The organism is Haladaptatus sp. HS23 (assembly GCF_056892285.1).
The window spans coordinates 1-16868 of the sequence record NZ_JBXGLH010000035.1 but is presented as its reverse complement, the minus strand read 5'-3'; the positions used below and the strand labels follow the sequence as shown (position 1 = coordinate 16868).

At 55.2% G+C, this 16868-nt stretch carries 17 protein-coding genes; 10 read left to right on the top strand and 7 right to left on the bottom strand.

Features of this window, described 5'->3' with window-relative positions; genetic code table 11:
* The first annotated feature begins 170 nt into the window (after positions 1-170).
* The gene (locus AC1XDK_RS30290; protein WP_483353748.1) at positions 171-380 is read left to right on the top strand and encodes a hypothetical protein; all 210 of its coding nucleotides are present in this window, start codon (positions 171-173) and stop codon (positions 378-380) included.
* A gap of 70 nt (positions 381-450) precedes the next feature.
* On the opposite strand, the gene tbsP is transcribed toward AC1XDK_RS30290, so the two are convergent.
* Positions 451-1254, bottom strand: a complete 804-nt coding sequence (tbsP, locus tag AC1XDK_RS30285; protein ID WP_483353747.1) for a transcriptional regulator TbsP — start codon at positions 1252-1254, stop codon at positions 451-453.
* 313 nt (positions 1255-1567) lie between these two features.
* Between tbsP and AC1XDK_RS30280 the strand changes: the two genes are divergently transcribed.
* From AC1XDK_RS30280 to AC1XDK_RS30270, 3 genes are all read left to right on the top strand, one after another.
* The gene (locus AC1XDK_RS30280; protein ID WP_483353746.1) at positions 1568-1861 is read left to right on the top strand and encodes an SWIM zinc finger family protein; all 294 of its coding nucleotides are present in this window, start codon (positions 1568-1570) and stop codon (positions 1859-1861) included.
* Positions 1862-2282: 421 nt separating this feature from the next.
* Positions 2283-2663: a DUF7344 domain-containing protein gene (locus AC1XDK_RS30275; RefSeq protein WP_483353745.1), complete on the top strand. Its 381-nt coding sequence runs from the start codon at positions 2283-2285 to the stop codon at positions 2661-2663.
* A complete protein-coding gene (locus tag AC1XDK_RS30270; protein WP_483353749.1) occupies positions 2660-3079 on the top strand; it encodes a SprT-like domain-containing protein in 420 nt (139 codons plus the stop codon). Before AC1XDK_RS30275 ends, AC1XDK_RS30270 begins: the two co-directional genes overlap by 4 nt.
* 179 nt (positions 3080-3258) lie before the next feature.
* Here the strand turns inward: AC1XDK_RS30270 and AC1XDK_RS30265 are convergent, their stop codons facing one another.
* Positions 3259-3744 (bottom strand): hypothetical protein, encoded by a 486-nt coding sequence (locus tag AC1XDK_RS30265; protein WP_483353744.1) that lies wholly within the window; start codon positions 3742-3744, stop codon positions 3259-3261.
* Positions 3745-4648: 904 nt separating this feature from the next.
* A complete protein-coding gene (locus AC1XDK_RS30260; protein WP_483353743.1) occupies positions 4649-4918 on the bottom strand; it encodes a hypothetical protein in 270 nt (89 codons plus the stop codon).
* A gap of 163 nt (positions 4919-5081) precedes the next feature.
* Here AC1XDK_RS30260 and AC1XDK_RS30255 point away from each other — a divergent pair, with 163 nt between their 5' ends.
* Positions 5082-5525 (top strand): helix-turn-helix domain-containing protein, encoded by a 444-nt coding sequence (locus AC1XDK_RS30255; RefSeq protein WP_483353742.1) that lies wholly within the window; start codon positions 5082-5084, stop codon positions 5523-5525.
* Here AC1XDK_RS30255 and AC1XDK_RS30250 read toward each other — a convergent pair.
* The gene (locus tag AC1XDK_RS30250) at positions 5513-5692 is read right to left on the bottom strand and encodes a hypothetical protein (RefSeq protein WP_483353741.1); all 180 of its coding nucleotides are present in this window, start codon (positions 5690-5692) and stop codon (positions 5513-5515) included. The genes AC1XDK_RS30255 and AC1XDK_RS30250 overlap by 13 nt on opposite strands.
* 1 nt (position 5693) lies before the next feature.
* Positions 5694-5924: a hypothetical protein gene (locus tag AC1XDK_RS30245; RefSeq protein ID WP_483353740.1), complete on the bottom strand. Its 231-nt coding sequence runs from the start codon at positions 5922-5924 to the stop codon at positions 5694-5696.
* Positions 5925-6066: 142 nt separating this feature from the next.
* Between AC1XDK_RS30245 and AC1XDK_RS30240 the strand changes: the two genes are divergently transcribed.
* The 4 genes from AC1XDK_RS30240 to AC1XDK_RS30225 are packed head-to-tail and all read left to right on the top strand — an operon-like array spanning position 6067 to position 14692.
* Positions 6067-6453: a hypothetical protein gene (locus tag AC1XDK_RS30240; protein ID WP_483353739.1), complete on the top strand. Its 387-nt coding sequence runs from the start codon at positions 6067-6069 to the stop codon at positions 6451-6453.
* A gap of 50 nt (positions 6454-6503) precedes the next feature.
* Positions 6504-7988, top strand: coding sequence for a TrbL/VirB6 family protein (locus tag AC1XDK_RS30235; protein ID WP_483353738.1), 1485 nt, complete (start codon positions 6504-6506; stop codon positions 7986-7988).
* A 3-nt stretch (positions 7989-7991) separates the two neighbouring features.
* Positions 7992-11111: a VirB4 family type IV secretion system protein gene (locus AC1XDK_RS30230; RefSeq protein ID WP_483353737.1), complete on the top strand. Its 3120-nt coding sequence runs from the start codon at positions 7992-7994 to the stop codon at positions 11109-11111.
* A complete protein-coding gene (locus tag AC1XDK_RS30225; RefSeq protein ID WP_483353736.1) occupies positions 11111-14692 on the top strand; it encodes a type IV secretory system conjugative DNA transfer family protein in 3582 nt (1193 codons plus the stop codon). The genes AC1XDK_RS30230 and AC1XDK_RS30225 overlap by 1 nt, the downstream gene beginning before the upstream one ends.
* Positions 14693-14817: 125 nt before the next feature.
* On the opposite strand, the gene AC1XDK_RS30220 is transcribed toward AC1XDK_RS30225, so the two are convergent.
* Complete coding sequence (locus AC1XDK_RS30220) at positions 14818-15054, bottom strand: hypothetical protein (protein WP_483353735.1); 237 nt, start codon at positions 15052-15054, stop codon at positions 14818-14820.
* Between the two features lie 133 nt (positions 15055-15187).
* Positions 15188-15898: a phosphoglycerol geranylgeranyltransferase gene (locus tag AC1XDK_RS30215; protein ID WP_483353734.1), complete on the bottom strand. Its 711-nt coding sequence runs from the start codon at positions 15896-15898 to the stop codon at positions 15188-15190.
* Between the two features lie 372 nt (positions 15899-16270).
* Between AC1XDK_RS30215 and AC1XDK_RS30210 the strand changes: the two genes are divergently transcribed.
* Positions 16271-16639, top strand: coding sequence for a helix-turn-helix transcriptional regulator (locus AC1XDK_RS30210; protein ID WP_483353733.1), 369 nt, complete (start codon positions 16271-16273; stop codon positions 16637-16639).
* The last annotated feature ends 229 nt before the right edge of the window (positions 16640-16868 follow it).

Sequence of the window (16868 nt, the reverse complement as noted above, 5' to 3'; positions counted from 1 at the left end):
ACCACGGCGATTGATACCGCTCTCGACCAGCTATCTCTTCCAACAGTGAGCAACTACTTCTAATGTCTACTATAGCAGTTGTTGCCTCCTATCCGGTATTTGCATTTTTGCTGTGAACGTGGTTTGACTGATCTCGCGTAAACAATATCGACGACGTCACGAAAGAACTGATGGCCTGCACCGGTCCGCATCACATCCATCGTAACGCCTTCTGCAAACACATGGCCGCCGTCAAGAACGTGACCGACGACGGGGCGCTCAATGTATTCCCCTCCGAGGACGACGACGATACTGAACCGGAAGACTGCGACTGTGAGGGCCTCGGTGACTTCCCGTGCTGGCCGTGCGTGAGAACGGGACGGAAAGAACTGCCGAACTAACCACCGCTTCAGTCTTTTTTATCCATGGCACGCCAATTGACGGTCTCGGATCTAACCGACCAGCGAACGCTCACGAAGAGGATACTGCAAGACTGTTAACATCCTCAAGATCGCCTGGTGCCAAGAGCAATCGAAGCCGTGGCCGACCAACATCGATTGGTACTTTCTCCGTCTCGATAAGGCCCCGATCCTCGAGTTGTGTTTTGGTCCGTGAAAAGGTCGCTTTACTCGCGAGGCCAATGTCCTCTCCCCACTTACTAATATCATAGAGCAGCACCTCGTTGTTCGCCGCCACCAATAACGCGAGGGCCACTTCATCTAGGTCACCGCCCTCTTCAGGAATCGTCTCGGCTGATTCAACAACCATCATGAAATCGCCTTCGACTTCATCTCCAAGTTCCTCCCGAAGCGTTTCTCGGACACGCGAGAGTGATGGTGTTCGCAATGTGAATGCATCACCGTCCTCCCAATCATCCAAAAATGCCGACTGTGCGTTTTCGACTAGTTCGTCGTCTGTTGAGCGCAGCCCCGTCAACCCAGCATCCAACGTTACGACAGTTACGATTGCGTCATCGCTGACGAGCAACGAACTTCGCGCAATGTCAGTGGTTGTCCGAAGTTCGAGTGAACCTTGGTCGATCAAATCGGCCACCTGACTTGCGAGAATGAAATCTTCTAGTGCCGTTTTCAGTACATTTGGGTCGGCAAGCACCTGTAGATTAGGCAGCTCATCATCGAACGACGCTGCCGTCAGCATTATCGTTTGGAAAACATCTGGTGCGGGATTGACGATGAGTACCGAGTCTGTTTCTTCGAAGAATGCGCCGATCACGTCGGTGAATTCTTGATCTAGGACAGTTGCATCTGTGGACATACTTACTCATATGAGCAGCACTTCTATTGTTCTGCGCACCTTACTACTCGAAGGCTCTCCCTAAAAATAGAAGATGGAACGGGTAACTCCATAAAGTTCGACAAAGAAATATATTTCTACTAAATTGTACGAAGTAAGCATCTGTCTATTGGAGACAAATTTCTGATTGGGTTGCAACTTCCATATCCACCGGTTTTCCAAATACCACGGTTAGAAGACTATGAGTACAAACCCATCCACAGCCCGTGAAACTGACGAGACGGCATAGCAACGCCTGCAGTGGAATAATTTGCCTTCGACGCCGAAGCCCAAAGTGATCGAAGTCACCAATGAGAGCCATGAGAACCCCGTAGACCACCAGTACACCGTCTCCATCGACGACGTGACCCACGAACTGATGGCCTGCACGTGCCCGCATCACGTCCACCGCAACGCATTCTGCAAGCACATGGCCGCCGTCGAAAACGCAACAGACGACGGGACGCTTGACGCATTCCCCTCGGAGGACGACGACGATACCGAACCAGACGACTGTGACTGTGACGGCCTCGGTGGCTTCCCGTGCTGGCCGTGCGTGCGAACGGGGAGGAAAGAACTGCCGAACTAACCCCGCTTCAGCCCTTTTTTATCCATGACACGCCAATTGACATTCTCGGAGATCACCGACCAGCGAACGCTCACGGAAAGCGTGAACGCTGCGACCAATGATGCACCTGAGACAGCTTGATTCGCAATAGATTTCTAACCCTTTCGAGATGGGGTTTCTACGTCACCGCTGACGAAACTGGTTGTCTATGGGTCGCGGCTTGCTGTGAGGCAAACAGCCGGTGTTGTTTGCTGATGTGAGGTTCACTTATCGTTTCTTGTGAACCGTCGAGCGGCATACTGAATCCAGAACTGAAACGTAACTCTTTAAACACATATCTTCTATTCTTTGGGATACAATACTATGTATCCAGATATTTGTATGGGAAATCGTGATTATATCTAATCCCAATGCTTAATACTGGACAAACGCATTCCCAGTCATGGTCATCGCTCTGGTTGGAGAACTTGCAGTTACGTTCGGGAATCTCCTAGAGGAGATCGTACTCGTCCTTCATGGGCCATTTGATGAACTGAGGATCACCGTCGCAAACGCGCTCGGTGTCGTCACCCATCCCGTTCGGAAAAAGGTGCTTACGCTCCTGACTGAGCAGCAGGTCCAAACGCGGTCTGAAATCGCAGAAGCAGCTGCGACAGACGATGATGTCCCCTACGAGAGTGTTGATCGTCTGGAACTGCTATTGCATCATAACCATCTCCCGAAACTCGCCGATCACCAGTATCTCGAATACGATACCCGACACGGGGATGTTGTACTCTGGGAAGATCCAGAAACTATCAAGTCGGTGCTTGAGCCGAGATAATACGGGTTCTAGAAGCAATCGACTGGGAGGTCTCACACCGAGCGCAACGACAGGCAGGCGTCACGAAGTACGACCCTGCAACAGAGGCGATCACGATCTCGCTGACCTGGACGGTCTACGAACACCACGGGTGGGAGCAATTCAGTTCCACCGTCCGGCACGAACTCATCCACGCGTGGCAGTACCACGAGTTCGGTGACGCAGACCACGGAACAACATTCACCCGGTGGACAGACCACCTCGACATCTCGCGACATTGCGAACGCTTCACCACGCCAAAGTGGTGGCTCATCTGCGAGGACTGCGGCGGACGGATTCCGCGGTACCGATGCTCGAAGACGGTACGTAACCCCGAGCAGTACAGATGTAGCAAGTGCGGTGGTGCAATTCGCGTCGAGGAGGCCGACGGCCACTGACCGATTCTCGTTTAAGTAGTTCTCGCGATAAGGAATAGATACGAGGAGGATTTTCGCGAACTGATCCCTACTGCGTGAGTCATCTCTATCGCTTTTACTTCGAATATAGAGTCAACGCTGGTTAGTAGCCTATACTACCAATGAACAGATGTTCGTTTGTATCAGTTCGTCAGTAGGATTTACTGAAACGACATGCGCATCGTCGCGTCAAAATCTACTGGACCCTTCGGTTTAGTCTTGAAGGCACCCGAGTTCTCGAAGATAATCATATCCTTATCTGGCTGCATTACACCAGACGCCTTTCCAGACTTTACCTCTGATTTACTCACTCCACGGAAGTAGGATACTTCTCCCTGTTTTCTGAACGGCTTTAGCTGGTCTTGCGTCATCACCCACACGTCAATCGGACCACCCTCTGTAACCTCAAGTTCCCATTCAAGCCTGAAACCGGTTTTTGCCCAAAAATTGTTCCCTGCAAACTCACCTTCTTCGAGATGCCCAGAACCTTCCATTACTTGCTCAGACGCGGTATCCTTTGTCACGGACATCTTGAGAGCGGATTCCGGTGCCTGCTTCAATGACGTTGCTTCTGACTCACCTATGCAACCAGAAAGTGCCATACCACTCGTCACCATTGTCGCGCCTAAGAATTGTCGTCGATTCATGACATTAGGATACAATTCAACCAGAATAAGTTTTGTGATTGGAAAGTAGAAAATTACATCACACAATTACATGTCACTACATTATAAAAATACGTCACACACCCGCCTGACATGGTCTTAGACAGTCCCATCGGATCATGCTGGAATCCTGGCCGTATTGCTGCCAATGCTGACAGTCTCCTGTTGGGTGTTGGCTGGTGTGCACGGTGACCAGTTGCTCGTGGACAGTCCAATGTGTTGGAGTACGGTGCTGGCCGCTGTCGTCAGTCTGCCTTGCGCTGTTGTGCTCACTGAAACTCTGGTGTGTCGCACACACTGGCACCCCACTGGTTCGCTTGGGTCGGCACCCAGATCATGCCGCCACACCGGCACCCAGATGGGCCGTGCTGCTGTTGCACTCGGCCACTGCTCACAGCTGTTGATGGAGGTATGTCGCTCGTCGGCACCCCAACGCTAGACGCACAGCGTTCTGTCGGGGCTGCCCAGCCAGAGATGGACTGTCGAGCGTCCTCATGCTCGATGACTGCCCGGTGTGGTCGCACTGCGCTCCTTCTCGTGGTTGTCACTCGGTGCCCGGGGGTCCCGCTGCTCGCGATGTTTCTCGGGATTTCCAGTGTAGTCTCTTCTTCTCCGTCGGCTTTGCCGTCGCTGACCGTGCTGTGCAGGTCGTGATTTATCGCTTCTCGCCTGTTGTGGTTTTCACGGCCGTCGTGTTGTCTTGAACGCTAGCGCTTTTGCTCTTTGGTCACCGCCGCTTCTCAGTTTGTATTGCCTTCTCCGTTGTTGTTCTGTTTTCAGTCGGTGCACTCCGTTGTTTGCTCTGCTGGTCACGCTGCTGGACTGTCCCCTGTCTCGTTTTTCTCTGTTTCTGCTGGGGCTGCCATAGCCTGACTGTCCCACGTCCTTACTCTGCTCTTTTTTCTCCTCGTGTTCTCAGTTGGACTGTCCTTCTGTCCACACTCACCTCGTTCTCGTGTGGCGTGACCACTGTGTCTTTCTGCCAGCTCTCCGCCTGTTGGGGTGCCCCTATCCACGTCCTTCTAGCTGAATTTTCCAATGTGACATTCTGGGGTGCCCTCTTGCTGGTTACTGGCTCGGTATTTTCCCTGCCGATGATTTTTCCATCTCTCTGACATTCTCTTCTGGCGGCTTGCATTCTCTTCTCAACCGTCACCGCTAGATCGGGACTTGGTCGCCAGGAGGACCCAGTGTCTCACTGATCTCATTGTAATTTCGCTTCCACCCCCACGGGTAATTCCCCCTCTATTATTGTCGGGAGGATGAATTTGATGTGCAATTGCCGGTAAAATTTTGACGTTCGTCATGATAGTGGGAGTATGGACGAACCCAAGTCATGGGATGTTTTGATCGACGAACTCCGTGGCAACCGCGCCGAACTCCTGTTAGCGATTAACGATAATCATCCCGCCGAGACACCGAAGCGTGAGCTTACTGACACCGTCAACTCCGTGAATTATCACCTCGACATCCTCGAAGAGTGGGACTTGATCGAGGTCGTCGCTCACGAGCAGCAGGGTGATCGAATCCCCGCCCGTGTGTTCTCTCTTACCGACCGCGGGCGTGAGGCAGTCGAGGACTTGTTAGCACGGACGGATGCTCGCCCGATTCCGTCGGCTGTTGAGCAGCATATCGAGTCACTCCGGAGTGACGTCGAAGACGCGAAGACCGAAGCAAAGGCGGCACAAGACCGAGTCGAGGAACTCAAGGAAGTGGTGCAGGAACTCGCAGCAGAAGTCGAGGCGCAGGCTCAGGCGAAGTAGATATTCACGACGAAGGAACTGACAATGAGTGCCATAGCGGCCGCGGCCATGTCCCCGATAACGAGGCGAGACACGCCGAAGATGAGAAAGAGCAGTGGCACTCCTAGAGCGAACCGCTTGATCGTCTGAATGATTTTCTGGCCGAACGTGAGGTTTGTGGAACTCATCTCATTCGTCAGTCTCGTTGGATTCATATTCGTCGAACCGCTCTAAAAGTCCTTCGCCGTGTTCTGACCGCGATTCGAGGTCTTTCTTGATGAATTCTTGGAGCCGATCGCCGACTTTGGGGTAACTTCGGGGAACGGTTTGTTTCCAATCTTGCCACGTGTCTTCCTCATCATCGGGTATCTCGAGCGGGTAGGTGATCATTCGTTCGTCAGGTGTTTCCGAGTTAGCCATAAGTATCTTCGTGGTTACCTCCACTATTGATAGCTTACTAAAGGTTAGCCATCATTACCATATGATAGCTAATATTTTGATAGACTACTGTGGGTTAGCTATTAGTATCCTCAGGTTATCTTCGAGAATGAGGTCGCCCCGAATGAAACCAACAATCGACCGTCTCGGCGAATTCTTGCACCGATTCACGACCCCACAAACACTAGCGATCACCGCTGGTATCGCGCTCATCGCTATTGACCCCGTGGCGGCAGCGGGGGCTTGCGACGTCCCGAACGCGTCGAACGGGATCAACCAAGGCGGGCAACTACTCCGAAGTATCCTCGTTCTCGCCGGAATTTTCGTCGGTGGAAAATCCATGATTTCCTCGCGCGGTGGCGGGAGTCACGGCAAGGCAGGCTCGCGAAAAACCCTCGGGGTTGCTGTCGGCTTGTTGTTCGCTGGCGCGGCACTCCCGCAACTCGCCGGGTGGGTACTCGGGATGTTTGGGAGTTCGCTTTCCGACGTTGGTCTCGGCTGCATGTTCTAATTATCGACGAACGGCCTACTGACCATCCTCTTCCTCCCATCACCTACGCTATGACCAATCACACTGTGTCCCGAGTGCTCGCGTGCATACTCCTCGTGAGTGTGCTCGCAGTTGGCTGTTCTGTCGCCCAATCGACGAGCACGAGCGCCCCGACGGGGACGAACAATTCGACGAATACGACGAACCAGACAGTATCGCCACGACCGAATGTCACCCCCTACGGACAGGAGTACTTGAACAAGACAGGGAAATACAACTCGAACAACTCGACGCTTGGCGTCTATAATAACTCGACGAAGATGACTGAAGGCGGGGGCGGGATGTTCTACAACAGCATCCTCGATGGTTTCCTCGCCATTCTGAGCTACTTTGTCAAGGGGCTGTTCTGGCTTATAGACGCGTTCTTGGGAATCGCCGTGAAGATGATGACGTTCACGCCCGCCCCGCATTGGGGAAGCGGCTGGTACCAGGATCCTGGCAACACGATCTGGCCCGAGAAGTACCACGATTGGAAGTCTAACGCTCAACCCTGGACATTCTTCATTTGTATTTTCGCGACGGGAATTTACCTCGCACTTGGGAAACGCGGGTTCGGTATCCTTCCCGCCCGGTATGAGCGGCAGGGATCGAAACATCTCATCCTTGCCTGGGTGATGGCCTTCTGGGGCTGGCAACTCGCCGGGTTCTGGTTGAACGTATCCAACGCACTCGGACACGGGATAACCGCCGACATCACCCAAACATCAATCGCCTCGAACAGTCTGAAAGGCGTGTTGCTAATCGGAATGTTCTTTGTCGGATTTTGGAATATCTGGGTCTTCCTCGTCATCATTTCGTTGGTAAGCCTGCGATTTATCGGTCTCACCGCGCTGACCCCGTGGATACCGTTTTTCTTTGCACTGAAGGCACTCCCTATCCGTGGGTTGGGGATGATCGGCGATGGCCTCACGAAGTTGTGGTTCATGCTCTCGCTGATTACACTCCCCGTCTCGATCGCCCTATCAGTGGGCTTCTCGCCGATGACGACAGACATCTTCAAGACCTACGGCATTGGCGGGTTGCAGCTCATCGCGATGCAGCTCGGGACGGCTGTCGCCTGTCTCGTGATGCCGTACGTGATGTACCAGAAAGGCGGGCAAGCACTCGCGTCTGTGGGAGTTATTGGGTCGGCACCCACCGCCGACGGCATGAAAGAGTCGTATGCGAACCAGCGTGAGCGGGCGGGCGAACTCAAGGAATCGACACAACGGACGGTGACTGGAGTGCGTGACACCCATCGCGGGTTGCGTGGTGCCGATCCTGTTGGAGATGGTGGCACTGGCTACGCGACGGGACAGGCGGGACGCCAGACCTTCCAGACGTACACCCAGCCGATCAACCAACGGATTCAGAACATTCGTGGCGGCAGTAGCATCGACCCTGAAACTGGTGGCGAAATCCAGCATGGACTTGAGCGCCATTTCCCGGAGAACGATGAATTAGAACAACTCCGGCAGGACCGACTGAACGAAATCCGAAACAAATTGCAGGATTAACTCATGAGTGACGACAACAGCGATTCCGGCGGCCGTATCGGCCTTGAAACAATTATCCCACAGGAAACGACCGGGAGCGTCTTTGCGACAGTACTCGGGCTTTCCATCGGGGAGCTAGCCCTCGTCGTCCTCCCGACCGCTCTCCTCGCGTACATCGAACTCACATACGTCTCGGTGCCGGTGATGTGGTTTTTCATCTCGGTGGGGGGACTGGCGGGCGGGTTGTACTTCGCTGTCAAAAAGACGCCGTGGTACGCGACACCGCTCGAGACGATCTCGAAAAAGTTCGATTACCTTCGATCGAGATTCCGAATGCCGCTTGTGGGCCCGGACGCGGCGGACGTCCCTGGTGTGACGGACGTGCACCCCGAATATGACGCTCTCGAAACGGACGATGGGACGCTTTTCACGCACGTCACGGTCGACCTGCAGAACGTTTCGGAACACGATCGAGCGGAGTGGATCCTTGACGCTGCAAGCCTCGCGAACGGCATCAACAAACACATCGCACAAGCCGAATCGGACGGCTTCGACGTGAAGATTCACCTCCCACAGACGCCCCCGCGTGATATCTCACAGACGGACGCCCTCGACGAAGCGGCCTTTGACGAGACGCTTCCCCAGGCGGCGCGTGACTATGCGAGCGCACAAGCGGAGCACTACGTCGAGTGGCTGGCGACGTCGGGGATGATGGAACGGACGTGCACGATCGTCGTCTGGATTGCCCCACACGAAGTCGACACGCCGACCGCCGATTCGGGATACATCGCACAACTCGCCGATCTCTTTGGATCCAGTGTCTTCACGTCAGGAGATACGACGAAGGACAACCAAGCCGTCGCACTCGATCGCCGGGTTGAGACGGTACAGAAAGCCGTTTCGAGTGTGTCGAACGGGACGCGCCTCTCTGCTGATGAGAGTGTGGCCTACCTCCGACAGTTCTGGTTAGACGAACAGACGGCGTTCAGCTACTCCGAGGTCACATCTGACGCACCGATACCGGATACTGCATACGTGAGTGACGAACCCAACGAGAGCGACGAGACGGACGCTGACAACCAGAACGGATGGCAAGAGAAACTCCAACCGGTCCGCGACTGGCTCACACAACAGACGTCCTCGAGCGCGCGTGAGCGTGCCATCTATGGTCCGGCAAACGTCGACGAGCAGGTCAATAGCGTGGGTGTCAACGATGACTTTTACACGAGCAGCCTGTGGGTTGTCGGCTGGCCGTCATCGCCCTCTCCGGGTTTTCTATCGGACGCTCTCACCGTTCCGGGTGTCCGACTCGACGCGTCGCTCTACGTCCACGCAACGAACTACCGCGACAAGATGGACGAACTCGCCACTGACCAGGAATGGCTCTCGGCGATGGGGATTGAGAAAGAAGGGAAGCAAGCAAAAGCCGACGACGCGGATGTCGCCGCCACACAGAAGATCATTCTCCGAGATCACATGCGGGATAACGGTGTTGAGTGCTCGGAGGTGTCGATGGTCGTCACCGTGCGGGCAGACACCCGAGAAAAAGCACTCAAGATTCGCAAGCACGTCAAGACAGAGTTCCTTGGGCCGAACGATATTGTCGCGACCGAAGCGGACGACCGCCAGCTCGCCGCGATGAAAACCACGAGTCCAACGCCCGGGGACGCGTTCGGCGATGCCTCGCAGAACGACACGCGGTTCGAGATGCCTTCCGACACCCTGGGAGCCATGTTCCCGATGGCAGGCGGCTATCAGACCCACGAGTCAGGAACGATCTATGGGATGGCACTTGCACGGTCCGGTGCACCACTCGGCTTGCTGCAGGTCGACCGCCGGACGCTCTCCGTCCCGCATCGCTTCTGGGTCGGTCGGTCGGGATCCGGCAAGTCGTTCAACATTAAGGACTTGCTCATCGCCGATATGCTTCGGAAGCGCAACCTCCGGACGATTATCGTCGATATTGCCCGCGGGTTCGATGGCGTGGTTGAGACGTTCGATGGTGGGAAGGTCACGGTTGGAGAGACAAAGATTAACCCGTTCGAAGTCCGTGCTCCCGGCGAACACGGGGAGGGCTTCACGGCCGACCTTTCCTCGAAGATCAACCTCATCGCCGATATGTTCTACCTGTACCTGCAGGAGAACGCGACGGATCCCGAGAAACTCCGTGCGACACTCGTCGACCTGATTCGGAAAACATACTCGAACGCGGGCATCACCGATGATCCAAAGACGCATTCGAAAGCGAAGTCGCCCACGATGGTTGACTTCTTCAGCGTGCTTGGTGACGCGGCGAACAACCCAGAGGACTACACGACGGAAGGAACGGACGTCGAAGTTGAGGACATGATCGAGCACGCGGGGACGCTGCTCACAGCGCTTCGACCGTTCAAGCCGACACCCGACGACGAACCCGACGCCGCGTTCGAATGGATGAGCGGCGAGTCAGACGTTGACCTCTCCTCACGCGTGCTGTACTTCGATATGCAGAAATTCGAGGGGAAACCCGCGGTCGAGAAGGGGATGGCGATGGCTTACATCCTCTCCATCGCCCCGGAAGTGGCGAAACAGACGAACAACTACGTGGATGTCGTCATCGACGAAGCGCACGATCTCTTTCGGGAAGCGGCACAGGCTGGCCGTCTTGAGTCGATGGTTCGCGCCGGTCGGAATGCTGGGTTGATGTTCGACTTTGTCAGCCAAGCAGACGATGACTTCAACGAGGACGCCGCCAAGCGAATCGCCAAACAGTGTGCCATCTCGGGGTGGCAGAACTTCGGGAAAATGGGGTTGTCTGACCCCGAACCGTTCGGGCTCACGGACATGCAGGCCGGACAGCTCGCTGGTGGGTTGGCCGCAGGTGACGATAAGCGGACGACCTACAGCGAGTGTCTCGTTGACGTGGACGGCGACGTGTATCGGGTGCGCAAGCGCGTGAGTGACTACGCGAAGGCCATCCTCGACTACCGTGAGTCCGACGACGGCGATTTTGACGACTATCTCGCACAGAAGCTGGCCGACGATGTCAGTGACAACCAGGAGAACAGTGAGACGGACAACACGGAACGGACCGACGAGACTGACGAGGAAGAGAGCAGCGACGAACCACAGTCATTCGCCCCGAAACCAATGGAGGCCGACTAATGACGACCGAAATCAGCGAACTCACCGAGCGACTCCGACAGAACCGCAAGCGAAAGAAGATTAGCGACGTTGAAGCGTTCGAACTCGGGGAGAAAGAACGTGGTATCATCCAACGCGAGAGCGAGCAACTCGACAAACCCGTCTATAAGGTTCGTCCGTACCGCGGTGAGGGTGGGGTTCGCGAGGCGATCACCCTACTCAACGGGATGCACGAGACGGCAGGCACTCCCGAGACACACGCGTTCGAGATCGTGTACGATGAGGAGATCCTCGACTTCCGATTCGTCCCTGGGAGTGGCATCATCGGAAAGAACCTTCGCGACCAGTTGTTCGAGGATTATCCCGACTCAACCGTCGAGCAACTCCCCGAGGCGTTTCCGGCGTGGGACGAAGACGAGTACGTCGCAGGGGCGCGGATGCATTTCTTCAAGAGTACGGAGTACCCGATTCGGCACATCGACATCGACGGATTCGGTGACGAAGACGGTGGTCGGAAGAACGTCCGGGATCCGTTCAAGAACATTTTGACGAAGGTCACGGGCGGAAGTACCGATGTCATGCTGCAGGTCGTCTTTCGACCCTCCCAGCAGGGATTCAGATATCGTGGGAAGATGGCGAAGGTCGCCGACCGAATGCGAGCGCCGAACACCCGCTTCCTGACCGATTACCCCGCGACGGACGTCGAGAAACAGGCCGCGGACATCATCGAGAACCAGCAGAATGAGTCGATGTATGAGATTGAGATTCGTGTTGTGGCGGCCTCGAGCACGAAAGAGACAGCCGAAGGCCGGGTTCACTCAGTCGTGCATGCGCTCGATGAGTTCTATGAGAGCCACAACCGACAGGGATTCTACGGTACGCCAGTCGGGAATACCACGTTCAAGTCCGCTCGGAGCGACATGCATTCGTTCCTATCGGCGACGGCCAGCCGGTCGTTCGAGGACTACACATCGATGAAATGCACAGCATCGGAACTGGCGGGTGTCGTCCATCTCTCCGGCGACGTCAACAACCCACACATCGATTACTCCGAGTCGCGGGCGGGGATTCCAGTCCCGATCGGGACGCCACGCTTTGACTTCGCCCGTGCGGGGCTGGATGAGACGGCCGCACCACTCGAACGACAGGTCGCGATGTTCGACGCGAGCGCCCCCGGAAAGCCGTACTGGATTGGAACGGGAGCACGGAAAGGGACCGAGGCAGGCATCCACGAAGACGTGTTCAAGCGCCACGTGTTCGTTCCCGGGTCGACAGGATACGGGAAAACCACCCTGCTAAAGAATCTCTTCCGGCAGATGATGGACCGGGGTGTCGGTGGGATGTTCTACGATCCGAAGGGTGACGATGCAGAAGACGTCGTTTCACTCATTCCCGAGGGGCGCGAGGACGACGTAATCTATATCGAACTCGGGGGGAACCGCGACAAACAAGTCGGGTTCAACTTCCTCGAAGTGCCGTCGAGTGCCGACCCGGACACGCCCGCATACAAAGAGGCGGTCGAAGCCCTTGCTGACGACCTAGAAGCGCTCATCTCCCTTGCTGGTGGTGAGGAGGACTACTGGGGACCGCGGATGAAGCGCGTCGTCCGGAACATGGTTCGGGGCATGGCGAAAGCGGGCTATGATTGCACGCTCCTCGACATGTACTTCGCCCTGGTCAGTCAGGAGCGCCGCGAGCAGTACGCCCAGATGCTTGAGGACGAACGGATTGACTGGATTGTCGAGTACGCCCGTGAGCAACTCGCTGATATGGAGGATTCGGACCTCGAACCCCTGGTTGGACGCTTGCAACAGTGGATCGAGAACCCGATTACCCGCGAACTCGTGTCCTATCCGAAATCCACGTTCTCCGTCGAAGACGCGATTCGTGATGGGAAAATCATTGTCGTCGAGGATAACACGACCTCCGAGACGGTGGGGACGATGGTCGCAACTGCGTTGATCCGTCGTATCTGGGTGGCCGTTCGTGAACAATCACGGATGGGTGAGAAGCCCCCGATGTTCTACTCCATTCTCGACGAGTTCGACAAAATCATCTCGGCCAACTCGAATATCGCCCGCATTCTGTCGCTGGCACGATCGAAGAACCTCTCGATTATCGGCGCTTGTCAGGACCTTTCGAATCAGTTGGACGGCAAAGAGCAGATCCAGAACGCGATTCTCGGCCAGTGTGGGACGATTCTCAATTTCAACCCACAGCGACCAGGAGAGGCGCGTCTCATGGCGAAACGCCACAGTGAGGATATCGGACAACAGGACTTGGCCAACCTCGGGAAGTACCAGCTCTATATGCGAACGGACAACGAGCACGGTGAACCGACGAAGACCTACAAGGTTGGAACCTTCCCCCCGATTGACGAAGTGGAGGACGTTGCTTGGACAACCGAGGACAGAGAGGCGCTCATCGAACGGTCGCTCGAACAGTACGGTGGTGACCGCCGGACGAGCGAGGATCAGAAACGCGATTCCAAATTCTACGACTACGATGGGACTGACGATGACTACGAACTTACGGAAGAACGCGAGACGCTAATCCTCAAAGCCGCCTATGACGTTGCACTCACCGACGACGAGAACACGGATGGCTACGTCCGCGATGAACGCGTCTGGGAACAGGCGAAAGACTGGATGGGATTCGACACCCTTCGCGGTACCCAGTTCTGGGGGATGGTCGACTACATCCCCGACACGCGATTAGACCGAAGCGAACGCGACGGGGATATGTACCTCAAGTGCACGCCGGAAGGCCGGGCGTTCTTCCTCGCGACGGGTGTGTCCTCGACGTCGGGCAAGGGAAACCATCGCGAACTCCTGAAAGACGCCTACGACCCGCTCACCCGTGCCGGGTTGGACGTCCGGCTCCCTATCCAGACGGGAGAGGAAGCCGCCGATGGCATCGCAAAGGTACCGTTTGAGACGACCGTCTCACTTCGGAACGCCGACAAAGTGCGTGCACAGCTCGAAGACAACTATCCCGTCCTCTTCGAACTCACTGACGGGGCGGACGTCGCTCTCGAATCTGAGTCATCGACCGGGAAAACGCAACCCTCCCAGACACTCGTCAACCTCGGGAAAGCCGTCGCGAACGGCCAGAAGTGCGTGTTCTTGTGCCGGGAGAAGACGGCGGATACCGTCGAAGGAACGCTCACCGACCCACCGTTCACGGCAAAAGACGGGTCGTTCTACAATCACTCGGGACATCCGGTACGGATCAACGGGACGACGTTCCCCCGACCAGACGGGATGGAAGAGACGGTCTGGCGCGAACGCGACGACCAGTATGTCCTCGAAGACCAGGACGGGCGTGTCTATGCCCGCTTTGACTCACGAGGTGACATCTTCTCGGACGCCAGTGCCTACCCTGAACGGCGGCTCGACGGGGATGGAACGGGGTGTATCACGAAGCCTGTGATTCCCGGCGAGTGGTCTGCCGGTGATTACGAGATCCTCATTGTTCCCGAAGACGCTGCGACGCCGCGGGACGTCGTCGTCCGTCGCGATAGCGATGATACCCCCCTGGCCGAGTTGAACCGTGCGAATAAGGACTCGTCGTCGTTCACCGAGCGGTTAGACGCAATCTAAGAGCGGCAGGGCGTTGCGATTTACGAACCCTCTTCGGTGGCAGGGTTCAGCCGAAACGGTCCTTGGCATCCGATCGAATGCATCCCGACTTACTGGATGTTTTGAATCACCGATTTTCCGGCTAGTTAGCGAGTAGTACCGGGAACGAGATTCCAGACTTTCTCAGTCGCGACGTACTCACCGTCCTGCTCTTCGATATATCCTTCAGCAAGGGCCTCGGCTATCGAATCATCAATATCGCCGTCAAAGCGACCATGCTGGGTTGCAACCACACCGATGTGATCGCGATCAATTGTCGGACGGTTCTGCCCGCCCGTGTTATGCTCGATTATCCGAGCGACGATTGCGGCATTCTCGCTCATATCAAGTGGTGGTGCCCGAACGTCGTTAAATCGGTGGGCGATATTGGTTAGTATGATATAATAACTTCAAACAGCTGTTGCAGGCACACACTCTCGATCAACACACTCACCACGTCGATTGGAGAGCACAGGATTATGACTCGTGCTTCGCACCCTTTGCTCCACGAACCGTCTCTTCGACTGCCCCGACACCAGAGTCATGGAGTACATCCCCGACAATGACCGTATCAGCGACACTTGCCATCTCGTAGGCCGAATCATAGTCGTGAATGCCGCCACCATAGAAGAGTTGTGCAGATGAGAGTGCATCATGTACGGCAGCCACAACTGCTGGATCACCAAAGGTGCCAGAATACTCGAGATAAACGATCTGCTGGCCGAGGATCTGTTCGGCGAGTTCAGCATAGGCAACGACGTCGTCGGTCTCAAGATCGCAGTCCGCTCGCGTGTACGTGGCGACTGCCGACGCTGGATTGAGGATAATATAGGCTTCTGGATGCACGAACTCCCACTCAAGATTCGAAGAGCGAACCCATTCGTGGTGGGCTCCTGTGATCCACATGGTATCATCGGCATTCAGAACGATCGGCAGCAAATAGCCAGTGAGTCCCTCGATATGGGATGACGACGGGCGGTAGGTCGGTTCGACAAAAATGGGAATCTCGGTAGAAGCGAGTGCATCGAGAATCGGTTGCACGCGTGCTTCCGTGACGTTCGTGGTGCCACCGATGATGATTGCGTCGGTCCCCGTGTCAGCAATGCCAGCGTAAGTATCCCCGTCGTGGAGTGCTTTATCGGGGTCGACCTTCGTGATGTGCTCCCACTGCGCCCACACAGCCACCATAGCTCACCGTAATGCAATGAGACGCAAACCACTTTCTTTCCGCAAAAATTGATCCACTTATGTGCACCATCTTAGTTCTCTAAGATATTCGAGTCTCACTCCCCGTTGTCGAAATGAAAGTCGTGTGTATCAGTTCGTTCAGGATTCTCCCCTGTTAGAAGTATTAGTCTCTATGAATATCAATTGGATTCCACAAAGCACTGTGAAGTAATTCCGACTCACACCGAAGGTTTTCTCAGTGGATCAAAGCAACCAATACGCTTCTCTTTCCATAAATAGTGAGTGTTGAGAACCAACTCTTCTACTCAGCTAGCACCATTTTGCTGTCGTAGTAATAGTAGATTTTAAGTATTGATGATTAGTCACTCCAGTATGACTAATTCAGAATCCGACCAAGGCGCCTCTGCTGACACACACGAGAGCAAATCCGGTCTTGATTTCGCATCCTATAATCTCCCGACTGATCTCACCGCCTTTCAGGCACACCTCTTGTGTCTTATCTACCGGTTAGGGCCCGCTGAGGGCGTCGATCTGCAGGAGGCGTTGGAAGACATCTATCCTGAGCCGATCAATCACGGTCGATTATATCCTGGCCTCGATCGCCTTGTGGAGAAAGGACTGATCTCAAAACAGACGAAAGCGAGCGATAAGCGACGGAATGCGTATGCGACCGTCGGGAGGGGTGATTGGGCGGTCGAAGAATATCACCAATTCATGCACGATATCGTGACGCCAGAGTAGCCATCAAAAATAGGACTTGATTCGGGTCTGATTCTCTTACGGGAAGGCTCCTGCGAACGGAGAGAGTGCGAAAATGACTGTTCCCATCGCAAGCATGCCAAGTGACAAGAAGACAGTGTTTGCGAGTCGAGATCGATCAATCTACTGCTCCATTTTGCACTAAGCAGAACTAAGAGAGTCTAGCTAGCATCTCAAATTATCTAAATCCTTTTATTTTCTCATTGAAGGA